This is a genomic window from Pseudomonas sp. F3-2, assembly GCF_038804275.1.
GTDB lineage: Bacteria > Pseudomonadota > Gammaproteobacteria > Pseudomonadales > Pseudomonadaceae > Aquipseudomonas.
Genome location: NZ_CP152388.1, coordinates 3211223 through 3231467 on the forward strand (window position 1 = coordinate 3211223; position 20245 = coordinate 3231467).

Consider the following 20245-nt stretch of genomic DNA (forward strand, 5'->3'; position numbering starts at 1 on the left):
CATGCTGACGTATGCAATGCGGCGTCTGCTGCTGATCATTCCCACCCTGCTGTGCATTCTGGTGGTCAACTTCCTCATCGTGCAGGCCGCACCCGGCGGCCCGGTGGAACAGGCGATCGCCCGGGTTCAAGGTCTGAGCCCGGCGGCCGGCGTCGGTGGCGGCGGCGCAGAAGTCGCGGCCACCGGCAGTATCAGCCGCAGTTCACAGGGACTGGACCCCGAACTGATCGAGGCCATCCGGCATCAGTACGGGTTCGATAAACCGATGCACGAACGGCTGTGGCTGATGCTCACCCACTACGCCCGACTTGATTTCGGCAGCAGTTTCTTTCGCGGCGCGACGGTCACCGGTCTGATCGCCCAGAAGCTGCCTGTCACGCTGTCGCTGGGACTCTGGGCCACGCTGATCACCTACCTGATCTCGATTCCACTGGGCATCCGCAAGGCCGTGCATCACGGCAGCCGGTTCGACGTCTGGAGCAGCACACTGATCATCGTCGGCTATGCGATCCCGGCTTTCCTGTTCGCCATCCTGCTCATCGTCGTGTTCGCCGGCGGCAGCTACCTGAGCTGGTTCCCGGCGCAGGGGCTGGTGTCGGACGACTTCGACAGCCTCTCCACCTTCGGCAAGCTGCGCGACTATCTCTGGCATCTGGTGCTGCCCGTCAGTGCGCTGGTCATTGGGGGTTTCGCGACCTTGACCCTTCTGACCAAGAACAGTTTTCTCAACGAAATCAGCCGCCAGTATGTGGTCACGGCCCGCGCCAAGGGCCTGAGCGAACAACGCGTGCTGTATGGCCACGTGTTCCGCAACGCGATGTTGCTGGTCGTGGCTGGCGTGCCTCAGGCGCTGATCGAGGTGTTTTTCGCCGGGTCGCTGCTGATCGAAACCATTTTCGGCCTCGATGGCATTGGCCGCATGAGTTACGAAGCGGCCGTCTCCCGTGATTACCCGGTGGTGTTCGGCACGCTGTTTCTGTTCACCCTGTTCGGCCTGCTGATCAAACTGGTGGGCGACCTGTGCTACACCCTGGTCGACCCGCGCATCGACTTTTCCGCGAGGAGCGCGTGATGTTCGAGTTCTCACCGCAAAGCAAGCGACGGATGGCCCTGTTCAAGGCCAATCGCCGCGGCTGGTGGTCATTGTGGATATTCGTCGGGCTGCTGGTGGTCTGCCTCCTCGGCGAGCTGATCGCCAACGACCGGCCGCTGCTCGTCAGCTATCAGGGCCATCTGTATTACCCCGCCCTGCATCAGTATGAGGAAACCCGATTCGGCGGCGAGCTGCCCTTCGAGCCGGATTACGCCAGCGACTACGTGCGCAAGCTGATCGAGTCCGCAGGCGGCTGGATGCTCTGGGCACCGATCCCGTTCAGCTACGACACCATCAACTACGACCTCAAGGCGCCCTCGCCCAGCCCACCCAGCGCGCGGAACTGGCTGGGCACCGACGATCAGGCGCGGGACGTGATGGCGCGGGTGCTGTTCGGTACGCGGGTATCGATTCTGTTCGCTTTGCTGCTGACGGCCATCAGCACCGTCATCGGTGTTTTCGCCGGGGCGATTCAGGGTTATTACGGCGGCCTGGCCGACCTGATCGGTCAACGCTTGCAGGAAATCTGGTCGGGCCTTCCGGTGCTGTACCTGTTGATCATCCTCTCCGGATTCGTCGAGCCGGGTTTCTGGTGGTTGTTGGGCATCATGGCGCTGTTTTCCTGGCTGGCACTGGTGGATGTGGTGCGTGCCGAGTTTCTGCGCGGGCGCAATCTGGAATACGTGAAAGCCGCCCGGGCACTGGGCCTGACCGACAGCGCGCTGATGCTGCGGCATATCCTGCCCAACGCCATGACCAGCACCCTCACCTACCTGCCGTTCATTGTCACCGGCGCCATCGCGACCTTGACCGCGCTGGATTTCCTCGGCTTCGGCATGCCGGCGGGCAGCGCATCGCTGGGTGAGCTGATCGGTCAGGCCAAGCGCAATCTGCAGGCGCCCTGGCTGGGCCTGACCCCGTTTTGCGCGCTGGCGCTGATCCTTTCCCTGTTGGTGTTCATCGGCGAAGCCTGCCGTGATGCCTTCGACCCCAGAACCTGAGATCGCCCCATGACAGAAGCCATGCACGAGAACCTGATCGACATTCGTCAGTTGCGCGTCGCCTTCAAGGGCGTCGAGGTGGTCCACGGCATCGATCTGACCCTGCGCCGGGGAGAATGCCTGGCGCTGGTGGGTGAGTCCGGGTCCGGCAAGTCGGTGACCGCTCACTCGATCCTGCGCCTGCTGCCCGCGCAGATCGTCAGCACGCAAGGCAGCATTCGCTACAACGGTGTAGACCTGCTGCGCGCCAGCGACCGCCAGTTGCGTTCGCTGCGCGGCAATCGCATCGCGATGATCTTTCAGGAGCCAATGACCTCCCTCAACCCACTGCACACGGTGGAGAAGCAGATCGGTGAAATTCTGGCAATGCACAAAGGGCTCAAGGGCAAGGCCGCCCGTGACCGCACCCTCGAGCTCCTGGAACTGGTCGGCATCCATAATCCGCTGCACCGGCTCAAGGCTTACCCCCATCAACTGTCCGGAGGGCAGCGACAACGGGTGATGATTGCCATGGCGCTGGCGAACGATCCCGACCTGCTGATCGCCGACGAGCCCACCACCGCGCTGGACGTGACGGTGCAGCTGAAGATTCTGGAATTGCTCAAGTCATTGCAGGCGCGCCTGGGCATGTCGCTGCTGTTGATCAGCCACGACCTCAATCTGGTGAAGCGCATTGCGCAACGGGTCTGCGTGATGCGCGCCGGTGAGATCGTCGAGCAGGCCGACTGCCAGACGCTGTTTGCCAATCCGCAGCATGAATACAGCCGATTGCTGATCAATGCCGAACCCGACGGCAAGCCGGTGCCGACGGTGCACCCGCAAACCTTGTTATCCGTGGACGACCTGAAGGTCTGGTTCCCGCTGCCCAAATCGCTGTTCCGGCGCGAGCGGCAGTACATCAAAGCGGTGGATGGGGTCAGCTTCGAACTGCTCAAGGGCAAGACGCTGGGGATCGTCGGCGAATCCGGGTCGGGCAAGTCGACGCTGGGTCAGGCGATCCTGCGGCTGATCGACTCCGAAGGCAGCATCCGCTTTGCCAACAAGGAGCTGAGCCTGCACAGCCAGCACCTCATGCGCCCGCTGCGCAAGCGCATGCAGGTGGTGTTTCAGGACCCGTTCGGCAGCCTCAGCCCCAGGATGACCGTGCAGCAGATCATTGCCGAAGGCTTGCTGACCCACGGCATCGGCACGCCACAGGAGCGCGAACAGACCGTCATCCGGGTGTTGCAGGAAGTGGGGCTCGACCCGCAGATGCGGCATCGTTATCCCCACGAGTTTTCCGGCGGGCAGCGCCAGCGGATCTCCATCGCTCGAGCGCTGGTCCTGGAGCCGGACCTGATCCTGCTGGACGAGCCGACCTCGGCGCTCGATCGCACGGTGCAGAAGCAGGTGGTGGCGTTGCTGCGCGACCTGCAGATCCGCCATGGCCTGACCTATCTGTTCATCAGCCATGACCTGGCCGTGGTGCATGCGCTGGCCCATGATCTGATCGTGATCAAGGACGGCAAAGTGATCGAACAAGGCGCGTCCCGGGACATCTTCGCCCATCCGCAGCAACCTTATACGCGGGAGCTGTTGAAGGCGTCGGGCCTGGCATTTGCGAGGTAGCGCAGAGGATGGGTCAATACTTGAGGATTCGACCCGACAGGGCTGTGGGCGTGCGTTCGCTCTCCCAGGGGCTGGCGCAGGTCTGGCGCAGGGCCGGGGTTCCCGATACACCTTGCAGCACCTACTACACTGACGGGCGAAAGCGTATCATCGCGCCCCAGTTTTCTTGCCTCGGTGCCTCTCATGTCCACACTACCGCTCACCTCCGCCGAACGTCGTGGCTGGTCATTCTGGTGGAAACCCCTGGTGTTTCTGCTGGTGGCCGCCATTGGCCTGTACTACGTCAAGTGGTCGCCGTATTACCTGAAGTCCTTCGTGGCCGCCGACACTCACAATATTGGCGGCTCTATCATCAACGACAACCCGGCCAACCCTTGGACGGCGGCACTGGCCTACGCTCAGGTGTACTTTTTGGCGATCTGGAAAGCCGCTGTACTGGCCGTGATCCTGGGTTCGTTGTTACAAGTGCTGATCCCCCGTGACTGGCTGCTGAAGATGTTCGGCCGTGCGGGCCTCGGCTCCACCGTACGCGGCGGCCTGTTCGCCCTGCCCGGCATGATGTGCAGCTGCTGTGCGGCACCGGTGGCTGCCGGTCTGCGCAAGCAACGGGTTTCGGTGGGAGCGGCGCTGGCGTTCTGGATCGCCAACCCGGTGCTCAATCCGGCCACGCTGGTGTTCATGGGTTTCGTGCTGGGCTGGGGCTTTACGGCGCTGAGACTGGTGGCCGGGATCGTGCTGGTGATCGGGGTTTCACTGGTGGCGCAGCGCATCTCGCGCCCGGACGTCTTGCCCGAGCCCGCCGTGGAAGCGGTGACTGAAGCCGAGACGCCGGCGCAAGGCAGCCTGCTGAGCCGTTGGGGCAAGTCGATCTGGCAGCTGTTCTGGACCACCATCCCGATCTACGTCGTGGCGGTGCTGGTGCTGGGCGCCGCACGGGTCTGGCTGTTCCCTCACGTCGACGGCGCGATGGGCAATGGTTTGCTGTGGCTGGTCCCGCTGGCGATCGTCGGCACGCTGTTCGTGATTCCGACCGCGGCGGAAATCCCGATCGTGCAGACCCTCATGACCCTGGGCCTGAGCACCGCCCCGGCCGTGGCCCTGCTGATGACCCTGCCGAGCGTGAGCCTGCCGTCCCTGCTGATGCTGCGCAAATCGTTCGACGCCCGGGTGCTGGTAACCGTGGGTGTACTGACGATGGTGATCGGCGTAATCAGCGGCCTGATCGGCGCCGCATTGCTATAGACCGCTGCCTTCGCCTTCCCGGCTAAAGCAGGTCCTACGAAAAACTTGCAGCCTCCGTAGGACCGGCTTTAGCCGGGAAGAGGCCGGTGCATGCCGTGGAGATGTAGCGTCTGGCAATCAGTCTTCGCGGGACAAGCCACGCTCCTACAGGATTTGTGTCCGGCCACGGACCTGCCGCCGCCGCATAACCTGTGGGAGTGAGCTTGCTCACGAAGAGGCCGGTACATCCGCAGAAGATGCAGCGGTTGAAATTCAGCCTTCGCGGGACAAGCCTGTTGTGGCTCAATACTTATGGACCATGATGTAGGAGTATCAACCTAAGGAAGTCTCATGGGGTTTCGAGTCGTTACAGCCGAAGAAAAGGCAGAGGCCATTCGCCTGGTCGTTGAATTGAATTATTCGGTGCCCAAGGCCTGCGAGCAGACCGGCGTGGGGCCGACGGCGCTACGTCGATGGGTGTCGAGGTGGCGCAAGGAGCAGGTAGGAGCATCGCAAACTGCCCGGCCGCAGGATCAGGATCTCATCGATTCGCTGAATGCCAGAGTGGCGATGCTGGAAGCTGAGAATGATGTCCTAAAAAAGCAGTTGCCCTCTCATCTGAAGGTGCTGTTTGGCCGAAGGAAATGATCGAGGGCACCACGGGAAAGCTGTCGGTTCGGCACCGGTGCCGCGTGTTGGGCGTGCCTCGCAGCAGCTACTACGCTCTGCGCCGGCCCAGGCCTGAGCGTCGGATCGAGCCGCAGCTGGAAAGGAAGATCCGTCTTCTGCACAAAGAACACCGGGGTGCGCTGGGCAGTCGTGGTTTTGCCAAAGCCCTGAAAACACAGGGCTTCATGGTCGGACGCCATCGCATGCGAAGCCTGATGAGGAGGCTGGAGCTGGTCAGGCGTAGGGCTCGGTACGCGCACTATCGCCGAGCCACGAAGCCGTCCAGCGTTGCGCCTAACGTACTGGAGCGACGCTTTAATCCGCTCCGGCCCAACACGTTCTGGGCGGGAGACATCACCTACATCCGGGTCGGCGGTAGCTGGCTGTACCTGGCGATCGTCATGGACCTGTTTTCGCGCCGAATTGTCGGCTGGGCGTTTTCAAGAACGGCCGATACCGAACTCTCGTTGCAGGCCTTGAGGCTCGCGGTGGGACTGCGCAGACCGGGAACCGAGCTGGTGTTCCACTCGGACCAGGGATGCCAGTACACCGCGGATCGTTTCGTGAATTATCTGGCTGAAAAACAGATCGTGCAGAGCATGAGCCGACGCGGAAATTGCTGGGACAACGCGGTTGTGGAGCGCTATTTCAGATCGCAGAAGCACGACTGGTCACCCGAAAACGGTTACACCAATCACTTCGAGGCAGAGCGCGACGTGATGGACTTCATCGCTCATTACAACCATCGACGCTGTCACTCTGCATCGAACAACCTGCCGCCAGCCATTTTCGAAAAGCTGGCGGCCTAGACTCCTACACAATGGTCCAAAAAAACTGGACCACTACCGCCACGCTCCTACAGGGTTTGAGTCCGGCCACGGACCTGCCGCCGCCGCATAACCTGTGGGAGTGAGCTTGCTCACGAAGAGGCCGGTACATCCGCAGAAGATGCAGCGGTTGGAATTCGCCTTCGCGGGACAAGCCACGCTCCTACAGGATTTGTGTCTCGACAAGAATTCGGGAGCGCCCGGAGCTTCCTGTGGGAGTGAGCTTGCTCACGAAGAGGCCGGTACATCCGCGGAAGATGCAGCGGTTGGAATTCGGCCTTCGCGGGCAAGCGCGCTCCTACGAGTCTCATGCTCGGTCAGTCACCGATAACGCTGAATCCCGCGGGGCGGTCGTTTACTTCGCGCTTCGGTGTCTCAGGTATTCGACGACGGCCTGCTGATCCCCGGCAAATTCGATCCGGGCGTTTTTGCTGTCACGCTGGTAGGCGTACATCGGGTCGTAGTATTCGCTGAGCATGGCGCTGATCCAGCCACGGTGCTGATCCACCGCCCCGCTGCGCGCCTGTTCTTCCAGCGCGCTGTCCATGATCGCTGCCAGGCGCTGATACCGCTCGCCGCCCAACCGCCGCACGATGCTGGACAAGCTCTGCTTCAGACGCTCGGCGTAGGCGCCGAATCCGCTTTCGATGCCTTGCACGGCAATGAATTCAGCGCACAGATCAATCACGTAATCCTTGAGAATCCGCTCAACGCGCCCGTCGAAACTGTCCTCCAGCCACACCAGTGGCGCGGCCTGCATCGTGCGGTACAACTCCAGCGGCACGGCGCGGCTGCCGACGATTCGCCCTTCATCCTCGATAACGAACTGATGCAGATGCCGGGCGCGCTTTTTCAGAATGTCGATCGACAGCCTGTTCTCGAAATCGATCTGGCCCGGCTGCGGGGTGGCGTGCTTGCCGAAGCTCGAGCCGCGATGATTGGCGTGGCCTTCCAGATCCAGCGCGTTATCAAGCTGCTGCAAGACTTCCGTCTTGCCGGTGCCAGTCAGACCGCCGATCAGCACAAAATCGCATTCGGCGACGGCCTGCTCGGTGATCCCGATCAGGAAATTGCGCATCGCCTTGTAGCCACCGATCACCCGCGGGTATTGGATGCCTGCCTCGTCCTTGAGCCATTGCTGGGTGATCTGCGAACGCAGGCCGCCGCGAAAACAGTAGAGAAAACCGTGCGGATTGTTGCGCGCGAACGAAGACCAGGCTTCGATCCTGGCCTCCTTGAGCGCGCCGCTCACCAGCTTGTGGCCCAGTTCGATCGCCGCTTGCTGGCCTTCTTGTTTGTAACTGGTGCCGACTTTCTGCCGTTCGATGTCGTTCATCAGCGGCAGGTTGATCACCCCGGGAAACGCGCCCTTGCTGAATTCCACCGGAGCGCGCACGTCCATCAGCGGTACGTCGTGCAGAAAAATGTCGCGAAAATGGGCGCTGTTATCGCGCATCAGACCACCTCGACAGCAAGTCGCTGTCGCTCCACCAGTTCACCGATCGGCGCAAGACTCAAACCCAGCTCGCCCGCCAGTGAAAGAAACGCCTGTTCTTCGGCCGGCTCGACGGCAATCAGCAGGCCACCGCTGGTCTGCGGATCGCACAGCAGCAACTTCTGCGCCTCGCTCAGCGCACCAATGCGGTCGCCGTAGCTGTCGTAATTGCGATGAGTGCCGCCTGGGATGCAGTTCTGCTCGATGTAGAAATCGACACTGCCCAGACGCGGCACTGCCGCCGCGTTCAGTCGCGCGGTGACCTGACTGCCATCGGCCATTTCCACCAGATGCCCAAGCAGCCCGAATCCGGTCACGTCGGTCATCGCCGTCACGCCCGCGAGTTTCGAAAAGCGGCTGCCAGGTTTGTTCAGCGTGCACATGACATCGCGCGCCAGACCCACGTCTTCGTCGCGCAACAGGCCTTTCTTCTCGGCCGTGGTGAGGATGCCGATGCCCAGCGGCTTGGTGAGGAATAATTTGCTCCCGACCGTCGCGGTGTCATTGCGCTTCATGAAGCGTTTTTCCACCAGACCGGTGACGGCCAGCCCGAAAATCGGCTCCGGCGCGTCGATCGAATGGCCACCGGCCAGGGGGATACCGGCGGCGTCACACACGGCGCGACCACCCCGAATCACTTCGCGGGCGATTTCCGGGGCAAGCACGTTGACCGGCCAGCCGAGAATGGCGATGGCCATCAGCGGATCGCCACCCATCGCGTAAATGTCGCTGATCGCGTTGGTGGCAGCGATCCGGCCGAAATCAAAGGGATCGTCGACGATCGGCATGAAAAAGTCGGTGGTCGACACCACGCCTTTCTCATCATCGATGGCGTACACCGCAGCGTCGTCGCGCGACGCATTACCGACCCACAGCCGCGGATCGAGGTTCTGCGCGCCACTGCCGGCGAGAATGGTTTCCAGGACTTTGGGAGAAATCTTGCAGCCGCAACCGGCGCCGTGGCTGTATTGGGTAAGGCGAACTGTGTCGTTCATGAGAGACCCCTGAGTTTCAAGGCGCTGAAGTCTACCAGAGCCGGGCCATGCCGGTGGTATGGGAGGATGGTCGGAACTGCATCGCCCGGGCTGCGGGCAACGTCTGAATCGCCTGGGAACGGCTGCTCGCGAGGGCTGGTTTCCAATCGCTGTAGTTTCAGCGTCCGTACCGGCCGTTTCGTGAGCAAGCTCACTCCCACAAAGATATCCGGACATCCTCGGCTCTCTGACCAGACACAAATCCTGTGGGAGCGAGCTTGCTCGCGAGGCTGATTTCCAGCCACTGCATGTCCACAGCATGCACCGGCCTCTTCCCGGCTAAAGCCGGTCCTGCAGACGCCGCAAGCTTCGTAGGACCGGCTTCAGCCGGGAAGGCGTCGGCTCACTTGCATCATGGCGGGCTGTAGACAGCCCTCAAGTCCACGCACAGTCCTGTAACGCCTGTATCACGACTCTGCTTTGATCAACGACTCCAGCGATGCATCGAATTTCTGCAGGGCGTTGATCTGCACTTCTCGCTGCTGGTTGATCTGTTCGGCGATTTCCGGAGCGCGTTTGGTGTGTGCCCAGATTGGCGACATGGAGCGCGCGTCGCTGCCCTCGGCTTTGCCGATGAATTTGAAATCGCCGTCGAAGAATTCTGCGGTAATGCTGGCCTGGACATCGGCGCTGCGTTCGGTGATCAGTTTGCTGCGGGTGTCGAGCAGGACGATGACGTCCGGACGGGCAGCGAGGACGTCGTCCAGGTTTTCGTAGAACTCCACTGTCGCGAACTGCTTCTCCAGCGATTCGGCGAACCAGTTGATCGCAAGCTCCGGATCGGAGCTGTTGACATAGGCCTCGCTGATACGGCTATCGGTCAGCTTCGCCGCGATGCCCGTCTGGGCGGCTGCGTTGTAGCGTTCCATGTAGGCCAGGTTGGCGACGGTATTTTCCGTGAAGATCACGCCGACGGTCTGGGTGTGCTTGAGGGCAACTGCAGAGGTGGCTTTGGCAGTCCGGAACTGGCCGTCCTGCACGTCGGAATAGCGCGGAGCGCCAGGAACGGCGCAACCGGCCAGGGCGGCGACCAGTGCAAACAGGGCGGCAATTCGAACAGTCATGGGTTTTCTCCGCAGCGCGGCTCAGTGGGTGTGGTGCAATCCTGAGCCTTGCGCGAGAAATTCAGAACTTGAGTCGATCAATGATCAACATCGATCAAAGCGATAATGCCGTCAGACTTTCGCCAGGCGTCGCGCGGTCAGCACTTGCGCGAGCATCAGCGTTCCCACGCACAGCAATGCCACGCGCAGCCCCGTCGCGTGGGCGGCGAACCCTATCAACGCCGGCCCCAGCAAAATCCCCGAGTAACCGATCGCGGTGATGGTGGCAATCGCCAGCCCCGGCGGCATGGCGGTTTGCGCGCCCACTACCGAGCAGTACACCGGAAAGGTGTTGGACAAACCGATGCCGATCAGCGCGAAGCCCAGCAGGAACAAGGGCGGCGATTCGAGCAGGATCGCCATGGCGAATCCGACCATCACCAACAGGCCGCCGATTACCAGCACCCGCACCGCGCCGAAGCGACGCCGCAGGGTGTCGCCACAGAAACGCCCGGCGGCCATGGTCAGTGAAAACACCGCGAACGCGCCTCCTGCAATGCGTGGATCGACCTGATGCGCGGTTCTCAGAAACAGCGCGCTCCAGTCCAGCATGGCGCCTTCGACCAACAGCGCGACGAAGCACAGCAGACCCACCACCAGCACTTTTCCGGTCGGACGCGCCACCGGCGCTGCAGGATCATCAGCGCCATAGGGCAACAGGTGCCGGGCGTGCCAGAGGAGCAATCCGGCCACAATCGCCACCACGACACAGACCGACAACAGCGGCGTCGCCCCGGCCCACAGCAACAGGCTCATCAGCAGCGCACTGGTGATGCCGCCCAGACTGAACAGCCCATGGAATCCCGACATCAGCGGTCGTCCATGGTCCTGTTCGACCATCAGGCCCTGCACGTTCATGGCCACATCGATGCTGCCAAGGCCGGCACCGAACACAGCCAGGGCCAGGGCGAGGCCTGCGAAGGACGACAGACTCGCCAGCAACGGCAGCATGCAGCAAATGAGCGTGCCACCGACCAGGGCGACAAACCGGCAACCCTTGCGCGTGGTCATCATGCCGGCCAGTGGCATGGCCAGCAGCGAGCCCAACCCGAAGCACAACAACAGCAGCCCCAGTTCGGCCTCGCCGACGCCCGCCCGGTCGCGGGCGTAAGGCACCAACGGCGCCCACGCACCCAGCGCCATGCCGGATAACAGAAACGTCAGGCGGTAGCTCCAGAGGTGAATCAACGTGGGGGTTTTGGCAGGCTGAGCGATAGACAAAGGGCAGTGTTCCAACAAAGGTCAGGAAAGTCTGGGTTGCAGTGTTCAGTGAGTGAAGCCCGGAGCGTGAAGCGTGGTGATCGAGACTCGTATCCGAATGCCGCCTGAGCCTGTGGGCACCGCCGGTGCGGCACCCACAAGGCAAAGGACAGCGCGCCGTTTTACATCATCGGCGCCACCATGCTGACGACCCGCAGCGCCAGGCCTTCGTAGGCGTCCAGTGTGATGGTGAATTCGCCTTCCTCGGTCAGATCGCCTTCGACGCGCTCGTTGATGATGTCGACCACCGGACCCGGTGCAATCCCCGGCAAATGCAGGGTTTCGACGATAGGTTCGGCACTGAAGTTGAGCGCCGTGATCTGCGTGCCCTTCCCTGCAGGCAGTTCGTGAACCATGATCAACAGGCCCGGATGTTCGACGTCCGGGATCATGATCTGGCGACTGGCCGCGATGTCGTAGGCGCGACGCACGGCGAGAATTTTCTTCAGCTGCGACGCGAAGGAATCCGGGCGCTGCAACTGCTCAATCAGGCTGCCGTACAAGGTTTTCGCGCGCGGCATGCCGCCCGCCGACACCTCGTTGTCAGGGTCCAGGTCCACCAGATCGTAGGCACCCCGGTGAATCCAGCGCGTGTCGCCGTCGCCCATCAGATGGGCCACCTGTTCGGCCGGCAGCGGCAATGCGCCCACCAGGTCCCAACCCGACAGCGCGAACACGCCTGGTTGCATGGCATTGAACATCACCAGCAGCAGATGGATGTGGCGAATGGTGTCGACGTCGGCATCGGTGATGGCGTCCAGGTCACGAATGCCCAGCGCAGCGGTGATGATGCTGGCGGTGGTGCACGACACGCCGTTGGTGACGAACTTGAGGTTGTATGGCGCGTGCTCGCCGGCCAGGCGCTCATACATTTCTTCGCGGATGTGCTCGCGCAGAATGTTGCCGGGAAAGGTCTGCCCCATGTACAGGTACTGATCGTGGGCGTGCAGCGTCCAGAAATGCACCAGTTCCAAGGTCAATTCATCGTGGTTCTGCAAGGCGTGAATCAGCGACGCCGGGTCGATGCCGAAGTCATGCACCTGACGCAGCATCAGCCGGAGAAATTCGGTCCGGCCGGTAAGCAACGCATGCTGGTAAGCCGGGCGCGTGATGAAGTCATACGACAGATCGGCGCCGCCATGGGACATTGCAGCAATGTCATCAATGGTCAGGTTGAGTTCCTGAAAACTGAACCCGCCCGCCTTGCGAATCGCGCCGGCCAGCAACTGGTTGCCGGTAATCGACAGCGGGTGACTTTCCGACCACGCCGTGCCGTCCGCCTTGCGCTCCACGCCGAGAAAGCCGTTGGCGTCGAGGCGCAGCACCCGCGCGCCCATCACATCGATCGCATGCAGCGCATCGCCGATGATCATCTGCTGCGCGGCGAAGCTGGGGTCCAGCCAGTTGAGCGAAGGCTGACCTTCCTTGAAATAATGCAGGTACACCCAGCGCCGGTCCTTACCGTCAACGCCGGTAATCACCGGCGTGGCGCTCCAGTCGGTTTCCTTGACACCGGGCTCGAAGAAAATCACCCGCTGCAACTGACCGACGATGTAATGCTTGTCCCGCAGCGCATCCACCGTCGCCGGCGGCAGGTTGATCGCGTCGCGCCCTGGCGGCACTTCAGGCAGCAGCGCCCAGTCTTCCTCTTTGATTTCGACCATGTGGTACAGGCCGGGGTATTGCTCATAGGCCAGCTCGGCCAGACGAAAATCCGCGCCTTTGCCGGTGTGCGACGGGATCACGTCGTCGACGATCACGGCGTTATGCGCGGCGGCGATACGGCTGAGGTTGAGAAACTGCGCATCAGTGCCCAGATCGGCATCCACTTCGAAACTGATGCGGTCGAAATTTCCGTCGATGCTCGGCGTGCGCTGACGCCCCTTGAGGCCGCCGGACGCCTTCAACGGCCCGTTATGAATGCCCTGAATGCCGATTTCCGAGAGCGCGTGCCAGAGTTTTTCATCGCCCAGAGCCTCAAGCACCGAGCCGTCTTCGCGGGTGATGATCGAGGCGGGATAAGCGGTGAACCAGACCGAAGCGATCGCCGAAGCGTCCCGTGGTCGGGCCTGAGCGTAAGGCCGTTGCCAGAGCCTGCCCTGGCCACCATAAAGTTTTGCGCGTTGCTGGGCGGCATGGAGCATCGATTGCTCAACCAGCCATTCCACATACTGCTTGTCCGGGGTGGTCATAGGATCCAGGGTTCCGTCTTCAAGAGGATTGGAGAGGTCGCCCGGGCGGCGGCTTCGCGGGCCGGGACGATCCTGTCTACGCCGTTGCTTAAGTCTATGAGCGTGCACAGGCCCAAACGTTCGTTGCATGAAGAGCGGTGAGCGCAGATTTCGTGGCAGCCGCAGGCGTGGCTGCGTTCAGGGCGTCAGCCGCGTGCGGCGTTGACGATGAATTCCTGATAACCGGAGAGGATCACGTAGATCGCGAAGTAGCAGAAGATCGCCGCCGAGACCCAGTAGGAATAACGCAGCAGCTTGTCGCCCAGCAGTCGACCGCCGTGACTGGCGGCAAAACAGATGAACACGCACCAGGCCACGCCCGCGAAGAAAAAGCCGAGCAGGAACAGTGTCGTGCTCAGGGTGCCATGCCCGCCCGCGCGGGAAATCAGCGTGCCGCCCACGGCCGCGAACCAGAGAATCGCGGTGGGTGAAGACACGGCCAGGAACACTCCGCGGGAAAACTCCCGCAGACCCGAGCGGGCATTTTCTTCGCCGGCCATGGCGAGGCTGGCGTGACTGCTCAGCGCCGCAACGACCATTTTCACGGCAAAGCCGACGAGGATCGCCGAGCCGCCCAGCCACAATCCCCAGCGTACCCATTCGTATTGCAGCAGAACGGTCATCCCGGCCATGGCCAGCACGGCATAAAACAGGTCACCGAAGCACGACCCCAATCCCAGCCAGAAGCCTTGCAGGTAGCCGCGCTGCATCGCCAGCGTGATCATTGCGATATTCGCCACGCCGATGTCCAGGCACAAGGAAAGGCTCAGTAAAAAGCCGCTGGTGAACTCCATGTCTGTCGGTCCTTCAATCCGGTGAACGATGCGTTACAAAAAACAGCGCGCAGGATAACGGGATCGCACCGTTTTGCCGATGGCCGAGGGCAACGCATGTCGAAAGAGTCCGTTTTTCGCCCGCCGTCACGCTGCTGGCTGTTTGCGAAACGCAATTGCCATGCGGTTCCAGCAATTGATGGTGGCGATGCCCACCGTCAGGTCCACGACTTCGCGGGGCGAGAAATGCGCGCAAAGCTGCGCGTACACAGCATCGGATGGCTCGGGACGTTCGAGCAGTGTCACCGATTCACACCACGCCAGCGCTGTGCGCTCGCGCTCACTGAAGAGTGTCGATGTGCGCCAGACCACCAGACCATGAAGGCGCCGGTCGCTTTCGCCCTGTCGGCGCGCTTCGGTCGCGTGCAGGTCGGCGCAGAACGCGCAGTCGTTGAGCTGGGAGACGCGCAGTTTGATCAGCTCCATGAGCGGCTTGTCGATACACAAGTCGAAGTTCGCGGCCTCGAGCAGCATGAGCGCCTTGAGCGCGTCGGGGGATGCGGTGTAATAGTCGAGCCGTGGCTGCACTGAAAATTCCTCAACGACGCAAATGCACGCTTGCATGCTGGGCCCAATGCCGCTTTCACGCGATAGCCAATACGGCGTAATAGCGCCGGACCAATCGGCAGACCAATTCCCGGTTTTTTCCGCACGCAGCTGTACCGCCGGCTGGGCCGCTGGCTAGAATTTGTGATCGTGCATCGTCGCCGGTCATGGCGCTCAGGGGTTTACGTGGAACTTCATATCGTCATCCAGGGCCGCAAGGATCTGGCGAATCAAGTGTATGAACAGCTGCGCGACAGCATCGAATCCGGCCGCCTGGCCGCGGGTGTGCAGCTGCCACCCAGCCGTTTGCTCGCCGCCCAGCTGGGCCTGTCGCGCAAGACCATTTCCGACACTTACAGCCGGCTCACGTACGAGAATTATCTGGTGGGCAAGGTCGGCAGCGGCACGTTCGTCAACACCCTCACCGCGCCCCGCCCGCGCCCGCAGCAGGTGTCGGATCTGGCCAGTATCGAGGTGGTGAACAAATGGCAGAACATCGTCCTGCCACTGCGCCACCCGACGCTGGAAGGCACGCTGCGCTGCGACTTCATCGGCGGCGCGACGGCCAAGACGCAATTCCCCCATGACGAGTGGCGCCGCTGCACCCACTACGCGCTGCGCCAGATGACAGGCGCTCGCGGGTTCTACAGCCAGCCTGAGGGACTGGCCGCCCTGCGCAGCGCCATCGCCGGCCACATCGCGTTCGCTCGCGGGGTCAAATGCGTGGCCGATGATCTGGTGGTGTGCAACGGCGCGCAGCAGGCGCTGGACGTCATCGCCCGGGTGTTGATCGCGCCCGGCTGCACCGTTGCCGTGGAAGACCCCGGCTATACCCCGGCCCGCCTGCTGTTTGCCGCACAAGGCGCAAAGGTTGCCAGTGTGCCGGTCGACAGCGAAGGCATCATCGTCGACGAAATCCCCGACAACGCTCACGCCATTTACGTCACGCCGTCCCATCAGATGCCGCTGGGCATGCCCATGAGCGTGGCCCGTCGACAGGCGTTGCTGGACAAGGCGCGGCGGATCGGCGCGATCATCATCGAGGATGACTACGACAGCGAATTCCGCTACGAAGGCCGGCCCACTGACTCCTTGCAAAGCATGGACGAGCACGGCGTGGTCGCGTATGTCGGCACGTTCTCCAAAACGCTTTTACCGGAGCTGCGCCTGGGTTACGCGGTGCTTCCCCAGGCGATCCGCGAGGCGGTGATCAAGGCCAAGCAACTGACTGACTGGCACACCAGCACGCTGCCACAATGGGCGCTGACCAAATTCATCAGCGAAGGCTTGTTGAACAAGCACATCCGCCGCAGCCACAGCATTTACGCCGGTCGTCGTGAGCGGATCCTGGCGCGGCTGGCCGGCGACCTGTCGCCCTGGATGGAGGCGATTCCAAGCACGGCAGGTTTCCACATGGCGGTCATGTTCAAGGTGCCGATCAATCTGGCCCTGCTAGTCGAGCTGGCGCGCAAGGTCGAGGTGGGTCTGTACCCTCTGCGAGGCTTTTACTGCGACGTCGCGCCACGGGACGGGTTGATCGTCGGCTTCGGCGCCATCGAAACGCTGGACATCGATCCGGCGCTGGACCGGGTGCGCGATCTGCTGGTCCAGCTCGACGGCCAGGACCAGCCGCTGCCACCGCGCGGCGGGCTCAACGACGCAGACTGACGGTCAACCGGTTCACGCTGTTGATCGTGGCGATCAGCAGGGTGAGGTCGACGCGCTCGCCCTCACTGAAGTGCTCGCAGAGCCAGGCATAGTCCGCGTCAGGCGCATGGGTGGAAGCGATCCGGGTGACACTTTCACTCCAGTTCAACGCAGCCCGTTCGCGCGCGTCGAACAGCGGCGAGTCTCGCCAGACCGACACGGCATACAGCCGGCGCTCGGACTCTCCCTGCAGGCAGGCGTCCTGACTGTAGCGCTCGACCGAGCCGGCGCAGCCATTGAGCTGCGACACCCGCAGTTTGACCAACAACATCAGCGAGGGCGCCAGAGGCAAGCGATTGACCGCCTGCTCCAGCGCCTGCATTGCCTTGATCGCACCCGGTGACGCCTGATGAACATCCAGTGGAGGCCGCATGGCCAGACTCGCATCCGAAAACAGGCGCTCAGAGTAGGCCTGCGACCAAGGCGCTCCCAATAGCCAATCTGGCGGAAGATTGCCAGGCCATTGCACGCCGCCAGTGCATGGGATGGAACTTCTGTCGCCCTCACCTGCCGACTACACAGGCGCCGGACAAACCGTCCGCAACACAATGGAGGGCCATTCAATGCCAGATTCAAACGGCAAAATCCGCTACGCAGTCGTCGCCGGGGGCTGGATTTCCCAAGGCGCGTTCATGCCGGGGCTGGAGCAAACCGACAACTCGGTGATGACCGCGCTGGTGACCGGCGACCCCGTGAAGGCCGACGAGCTTGCCGCACTGTATGACCTCAAGAGTTATCACTACGACGAATTCGACACGCTGCTGCGCTCCGGTGAGATCGACGCGATCTACCTCGCCACACCCAATTTCCGTCATCGCGAATTCGCCGTCCCTGCGCTTGAAGCCGGCATTCATGTGCTGTTGGAGAAGCCCATGGCGGCCAACGAGGAAGACTGCCTGGCCATCGCCGAAGCGGCGAAACGCTCCGGCGCGAAACTGATGGTCGCCTACCGCCTGCATTTCGAGCCGGGCACTGTGGAAATGGTCCATCGTGTACGCGCTGGCGAGATTGGCGAGCCTCGGTTGTTCACCGCAACGTTCGCGCAGACCACCGATCCGGCCAACCACCGGATGCAGAGCGGCTTCGACGCGGGTCCGGTGGCGGACATGGGGCCCTATCCGATCAACGCGGTGCGCAACCTGTTCGCCGCCGAGCCACTGGAAGTGCACGCGGTCGGTATCAAGACGCCGGGGCGCGAGATCAACACATACGACACCGTCAACGTGACCTTGCGTTTCGCGCAGGAACGTCTGGCGACCTTCACCGTCAGTTACAGCTTGCCATCCACCGAACGATTCCAGTTGATCGGCACCGGCGGCGAGTTCGAAGCCTCACCTTGCTTCGGCTTCGGCGAAGGAGTGGCAATCGGTTACCGCGCGATCATCGACGGCAAGACCACCGAGCACAGCCATCCAGTGGTGGATCAGTTCGGTGGGGAAACCCAGTACTTCTCCGACTGCATCCTTCAGGACCGCGAACCCGAGCCGGACGGCGACGAAGGTTGGCGGGACGTGCGAGTGGTGGAAGCGGTCGAGCGGGCGCTGAAAACCGGCCAACCGCAGAAGCTTGAGCCGCTGCCGGAACGGCCGGGCATCAGCATCGAGCAGGCGCGCCGACTGCCACTGGCGAAGGTGCCGCCTTACATCAACACCGACGAGCCCAACGCCTGAGAGAGCGGTTGTCTCGCTCTTCAGCTAGTTGCTGGCGACGCACGGGTCGTGCTCGCCAGCAAACTTTGCCCGCGCCAGCACCTGGCGATTTGACCGGCTGCGCCCTCGCGCCTTGCGGGTAAAAAAATGCAGTTGTATGATGACTGTCAACTTTCGATAAGCCTCCGGCGTTATCGTCGCCATGCTTCATGCAACCCCGAATTCCTTGTCAGGCGTCAACGTCTGATCGATTCGCCCCAAAAATAACAGGAGAAGCAGATGCCTAACGTTCTCGGCCAGAACTTCATCGGCGGCGCCCGCAGCGGCCTCGGCGAAGCACGCCACAAAAGCCTCGATGCCACGACTGGCGAAGCCCTGCCCTATGCATTCCACCAGGCCACCGACGCGGAAATCGACGCCGCCGCGCTGGCCGCTAAAGAAGCCTTCCTCGAATACCGTCAACTGAGCCCGGCACGCCGCGCCGAATTCCTCGACGCCATCGCCGATGAGCTCGACGCGCTGGGCGATGATTTCGTTGCATTGGTGTGCCAGGAGACTGCGCTGCCGGCCGGTCGTATTCAGGGTGAGCGCGGCCGTACCAGCGGCCAGATGCGTCTGTTCGCCAAAGTCCTGCGTCGCGGTGACTTCCTTGGTGCACGTATCGACCAGGCGCTGCCTGAGCGTAAACCGCTGCCACGCGTGGATCTGCGTCAGTACCGCATCGGCGTCGGCCCGATCGCGGTGTTCGGTGCGAGCAACTTCCCGCTGGCCTTCTCCACCGCAGGCGGCGACACCGCTTCGGCACTCGCCGCTGGCTGCCCGGTCGTGGTCAAGGCTCACAGCGGCCATATGGCCACCGCTGACCTGGTCGGCCAGGCCATCGTTCGTGCCGCCGAAAAAACCGGCATGCCAAAAGGCGTGTTCAACATGATCTTCGGCAGCGGCGTGGGGGAAGGTCTGGTCAAGCATCCGGCCATTCAAGGCGTCGGCTTCACCGGTTCGCTGCACGGCGGTAATGCCCTGTGCAAACTGGCCGCCGAGCGTCCACAGCCGATTCCGGTGTTCGCTGAAATGTCCAGCATCAACCCGGTCGTCCTGCTGCCGGGCGCGCTGACGGCTCGCGGCGCTGCAATTGCTGGCGAGCTGGCGGCTTCGGTCGTAATGGGTGCGGGTCAGTTCTGCACCAACCCGGGCGTCGTAATCGGCATCCGTTCCCCTGCCCTGACCGCGTTCACCGAACAGCTGAAAGAGCACATGGGTGGCCAGGCGCCACAGACCATGCTCAACGAAGGCGGCCTGCGCAGCTACAGCAAAGGCGTGCAGAAACTGCTGGCACACCCGAGCGTGACCCACCTGGCGGGCAAACCGCAGGAAGGCAAACAGGCTCAGGCGCAGCTGTTCAAGGCTGATGTCAGCATGCTGCTCAACGGCGATGAGCTGTTGCAGGAAGAAGTGTTCGGTCCGACCACGCTGTTGATCGAAGTCGCGGACGATGCCGAGCTGAAAGCCGCACTGCAGGCCCTGCGCGGCCAGTTGACCGCGACCCTGATCGGCGAAACCGCTGACCTGCAGAAGTATCAGTGGCTGGTGCCGGTGCTGGAAGAAAAAGTTGGCCGCATCCTGGTCAACGGCTACCCGACCGGCGTGGAAGTGTCCGACGCGATGGTTCACGGCGGCCCATACCCGGCAACCTCCGATGCTCGCGGCACGTCCGTCGGCACCCTGGCAATCGACCGCTTTCTGCGTCCGGTCTGCTACCAGAACTACCCGGACAGCCTGCTGCCGGCCGCGCTGCAAAACGCCAACCCACTGGGCCTCAAGCGCCTGGTCAACGGCGAGTGGAGCAGCGACGTCATCGCCTGATGACGCCCTGAACCGCTGAAATGAAAAACGGCGCGCCCTTCAACAGGCGCGCCGTTTTTTTTTGGCCTGGATCTGCGTCTCGGCGGGATGTGCATTGCCAGCAAC

At 62.4% G+C, this 20245-nt stretch carries 17 protein-coding genes; 9 read left to right on the forward strand and 8 right to left on the reverse strand.

The genetic code is table 11. The features are described from left to right. The first annotated feature begins 1 nt into the window (after position 1). From yejB to AAGQ88_RS14695, 6 genes are all read left to right on the forward strand, one after another. Positions 2–1072 carry a microcin C ABC transporter permease YejB gene (gene yejB / locus AAGQ88_RS14670; RefSeq protein ID WP_342652743.1) on the forward strand — a complete coding sequence of 357 codons (1071 nt, stop codon included), beginning with the start codon at positions 2–4 and terminating at the stop codon, positions 1070–1072. Then, on the forward strand, positions 1072–2094 hold the full coding sequence (locus tag AAGQ88_RS14675; RefSeq protein ID WP_342652744.1) for an ABC transporter permease: 1023 nt from the start codon (positions 1072–1074) through the stop codon (positions 2092–2094). Before yejB ends, AAGQ88_RS14675 begins: the two co-directional genes overlap by 1 nt. A 21-nt stretch (positions 2095–2115) precedes the next feature. Beyond that, positions 2116–3702, forward strand: a complete 1587-nt coding sequence (locus tag AAGQ88_RS14680) for an ABC transporter ATP-binding protein (RefSeq protein ID WP_342655814.1) — start codon at positions 2116–2118, stop codon at positions 3700–3702. A 183-nt stretch (positions 3703–3885) separates the two neighbouring features. After that, complete coding sequence (locus tag AAGQ88_RS14685; protein WP_342652745.1) at positions 3886–4944, forward strand: permease; 1059 nt, start codon at positions 3886–3888, stop codon at positions 4942–4944. A gap of 330 nt (positions 4945–5274) precedes the next feature. After that, positions 5275–5571, forward strand: coding sequence for a transposase (locus tag AAGQ88_RS14690; protein ID WP_342652746.1), 297 nt, complete (start codon positions 5275–5277; stop codon positions 5569–5571). After that, positions 5568–6401, forward strand: a complete 834-nt coding sequence (locus AAGQ88_RS14695; protein WP_342652747.1) for an IS3 family transposase — start codon at positions 5568–5570, stop codon at positions 6399–6401. Before AAGQ88_RS14690 ends, AAGQ88_RS14695 begins: the two co-directional genes overlap by 4 nt. Before the next feature lie 373 nt (positions 6402–6774). Here the strand turns inward: AAGQ88_RS14695 and mnmH are convergent, their stop codons facing one another. The 7 genes from mnmH to AAGQ88_RS14730 all read right to left on the reverse strand — a co-directional run bounded on the left by mnmH (position 6775) and on the right by AAGQ88_RS14730 (position 14903). Next, positions 6775–7875, reverse strand: a complete 1101-nt coding sequence (mnmH, locus tag AAGQ88_RS14700; protein ID WP_342652748.1) for a tRNA 2-selenouridine(34) synthase MnmH — start codon at positions 7873–7875, stop codon at positions 6775–6777. Continuing rightward, the gene (gene selD / locus AAGQ88_RS14705) at positions 7875–8909 is read right to left on the reverse strand and encodes a selenide, water dikinase SelD (RefSeq protein WP_342652749.1); all 1035 of its coding nucleotides are present in this window, start codon (positions 8907–8909) and stop codon (positions 7875–7877) included. Before selD ends, mnmH begins: the two co-directional genes overlap by 1 nt. Before the next feature lie 446 nt (positions 8910–9355). After that, entirely contained in the window at positions 9356–10012 is a 657-nt protein-coding gene (locus AAGQ88_RS14710) for an ATPase (RefSeq protein WP_342652750.1), read from the reverse strand. A gap of 111 nt (positions 10013–10123) precedes the next feature. Continuing rightward, positions 10124–11272: an MFS transporter gene (locus AAGQ88_RS14715; protein ID WP_342652751.1), complete on the reverse strand. Its 1149-nt coding sequence runs from the start codon at positions 11270–11272 to the stop codon at positions 10124–10126. Positions 11273–11433: 161 nt separating this feature from the next. After that, positions 11434–13503: a maltose alpha-D-glucosyltransferase gene (gene treS / locus AAGQ88_RS14720; protein WP_342652752.1), complete on the reverse strand. Its 2070-nt coding sequence runs from the start codon at positions 13501–13503 to the stop codon at positions 11434–11436. Positions 13504–13688: 185 nt separating this feature from the next. Continuing rightward, positions 13689–14336, reverse strand: a complete 648-nt coding sequence (locus AAGQ88_RS14725; protein ID WP_093458814.1) for a LysE family transporter — start codon at positions 14334–14336, stop codon at positions 13689–13691. Between the two features lie 126 nt (positions 14337–14462). Beyond that, entirely contained in the window at positions 14463–14903 is a 441-nt protein-coding gene (locus AAGQ88_RS14730) for a carboxymuconolactone decarboxylase family protein (protein WP_342652753.1), read from the reverse strand. Between the two features lie 204 nt (positions 14904–15107). On the opposite strand from AAGQ88_RS14730, the gene AAGQ88_RS14735 reads away from it, so the two are divergent. Beyond that, positions 15108–16589, forward strand: coding sequence for a PLP-dependent aminotransferase family protein (locus tag AAGQ88_RS14735; RefSeq protein ID WP_342652754.1), 1482 nt, complete (start codon positions 15108–15110; stop codon positions 16587–16589). On the opposite strand, the gene AAGQ88_RS14740 is transcribed toward AAGQ88_RS14735, so the two are convergent. After that, positions 16573–17001 carry a carboxymuconolactone decarboxylase family protein gene (locus tag AAGQ88_RS14740; protein ID WP_342652755.1) on the reverse strand — a complete coding sequence of 143 codons (429 nt, stop codon included), beginning with the start codon at positions 16999–17001 and terminating at the stop codon, positions 16573–16575. The genes AAGQ88_RS14735 and AAGQ88_RS14740 overlap by 17 nt on opposite strands. Positions 17002–17191: 190 nt before the next feature. On the opposite strand from AAGQ88_RS14740, the gene AAGQ88_RS14745 reads away from it, so the two are divergent. Both AAGQ88_RS14745 and AAGQ88_RS14750 read left to right on the forward strand, forming a co-directional pair. Further along, positions 17192–18298, forward strand: coding sequence for a Gfo/Idh/MocA family oxidoreductase (locus AAGQ88_RS14745; protein ID WP_342652756.1), 1107 nt, complete (start codon positions 17192–17194; stop codon positions 18296–18298). Positions 18299–18556: 258 nt separating this feature from the next. After that, the gene (locus AAGQ88_RS14750; protein WP_093458817.1) at positions 18557–20140 is read left to right on the forward strand and encodes an aldehyde dehydrogenase (NADP(+)); all 1584 of its coding nucleotides are present in this window, start codon (positions 18557–18559) and stop codon (positions 20138–20140) included. Positions 20141–20245: the final 105 nt, after the last annotated feature.

What these genes read in the sequence shown, in the direction of transcription:
- AAGQ88_RS14695 (WP_342652747.1), top strand. Translation starts at nt 5,568, where the DNA reads ATGATCGAGGGCACCACGGGAAAGCTGTCGGTTCGGCACCGGTGCCGC.
- AAGQ88_RS14750 (WP_093458817.1), top strand. Translation starts at nt 18,557, where the DNA reads ATGCCTAACGTTCTCGGCCAGAACTTCATCGGCGGCGCCCGCAGCGGC.
- AAGQ88_RS14725 (WP_093458814.1), bottom strand. Translation starts at nt 14,336, where the DNA reads ATGGAGTTCACCAGCGGCTTTTTACTGAGCCTTTCCTTGTGCCTGGAC.
- yejB (WP_342652743.1), top strand. Translation starts at nt 2, where the DNA reads ATGCTGACGTATGCAATGCGGCGTCTGCTGCTGATCATTCCCACCCTG.
- AAGQ88_RS14745 (WP_342652756.1), top strand. Translation starts at nt 17,192, where the DNA reads ATGCCAGATTCAAACGGCAAAATCCGCTACGCAGTCGTCGCCGGGGGC.
- AAGQ88_RS14675 (WP_342652744.1), top strand. Translation starts at nt 1,072, where the DNA reads ATGTTCGAGTTCTCACCGCAAAGCAAGCGACGGATGGCCCTGTTCAAG.
- selD (WP_342652749.1), bottom strand. Translation starts at nt 8,909, where the DNA reads ATGAACGACACAGTTCGCCTTACCCAATACAGCCACGGCGCCGGTTGC.
- AAGQ88_RS14740 (WP_342652755.1), bottom strand. Translation starts at nt 17,001, where the DNA reads ATGCGGCCTCCACTGGATGTTCATCAGGCGTCACCGGGTGCGATCAAG.
- AAGQ88_RS14690 (WP_342652746.1), top strand. Translation starts at nt 5,275, where the DNA reads ATGGGGTTTCGAGTCGTTACAGCCGAAGAAAAGGCAGAGGCCATTCGC.
- AAGQ88_RS14685 (WP_342652745.1), top strand. Translation starts at nt 3,886, where the DNA reads ATGTCCACACTACCGCTCACCTCCGCCGAACGTCGTGGCTGGTCATTC.
- AAGQ88_RS14710 (WP_342652750.1), bottom strand. Translation starts at nt 10,012, where the DNA reads ATGACTGTTCGAATTGCCGCCCTGTTTGCACTGGTCGCCGCCCTGGCC.
- treS (WP_342652752.1), bottom strand. Translation starts at nt 13,503, where the DNA reads ATGACCACCCCGGACAAGCAGTATGTGGAATGGCTGGTTGAGCAATCG.
- mnmH (WP_342652748.1), bottom strand. Translation starts at nt 7,875, where the DNA reads ATGCGCGATAACAGCGCCCATTTTCGCGACATTTTTCTGCACGACGTA.
- AAGQ88_RS14680 (WP_342655814.1), top strand. Translation starts at nt 2,116, where the DNA reads ATGCACGAGAACCTGATCGACATTCGTCAGTTGCGCGTCGCCTTCAAG.